Here is a 301-nt window from a genome sequence, read left to right as displayed (position 1 = left end):
GCGCCTGCAGCAGCCGTTCGACGGTGACAAAACTGTCGCCGGCCTTCTTGGCCAGGTCCTCGGCGATCGAGGCGGCCGAGGCGGGTGCCGCGATCGTCCACCTTCACGCCCGCAACCCGGTCGACGGGCGCCCCGATCAATCTACCGAGGCCTTCGCGCCGTTCCTGCAGGTCATCAAGCAACGCTCCAACTGCGTCATCAACATCACCACTGGCGGCGCCGCCACGATGAGCGTGGAAGAGCGGGTCAAGCCGGCGAAGGTTTTCGCGCCCGAGGTCGCGTCGCTCAACATGGGATCGAT

Annotated in this window: 1 protein-coding gene; it reads left to right on the top strand. The window is 66.4% G+C overall.

The features are described 5' to 3' along the window. The coding region (locus EN786_RS37040; RefSeq protein ID WP_135910178.1) for a 3-keto-5-aminohexanoate cleavage protein at positions 1 to 301 on the top strand (301 nt) is incomplete at both ends.

Source organism: Mesorhizobium sp. M4B.F.Ca.ET.143.01.1.1, assembly GCF_004792275.1.
In the GTDB taxonomy this organism is placed as follows: domain Bacteria; phylum Pseudomonadota; class Alphaproteobacteria; order Rhizobiales; family Rhizobiaceae; genus Mesorhizobium; species Mesorhizobium abyssinicae.
This window is presented reverse-complemented; position numbering and strand designations above follow the sequence as displayed.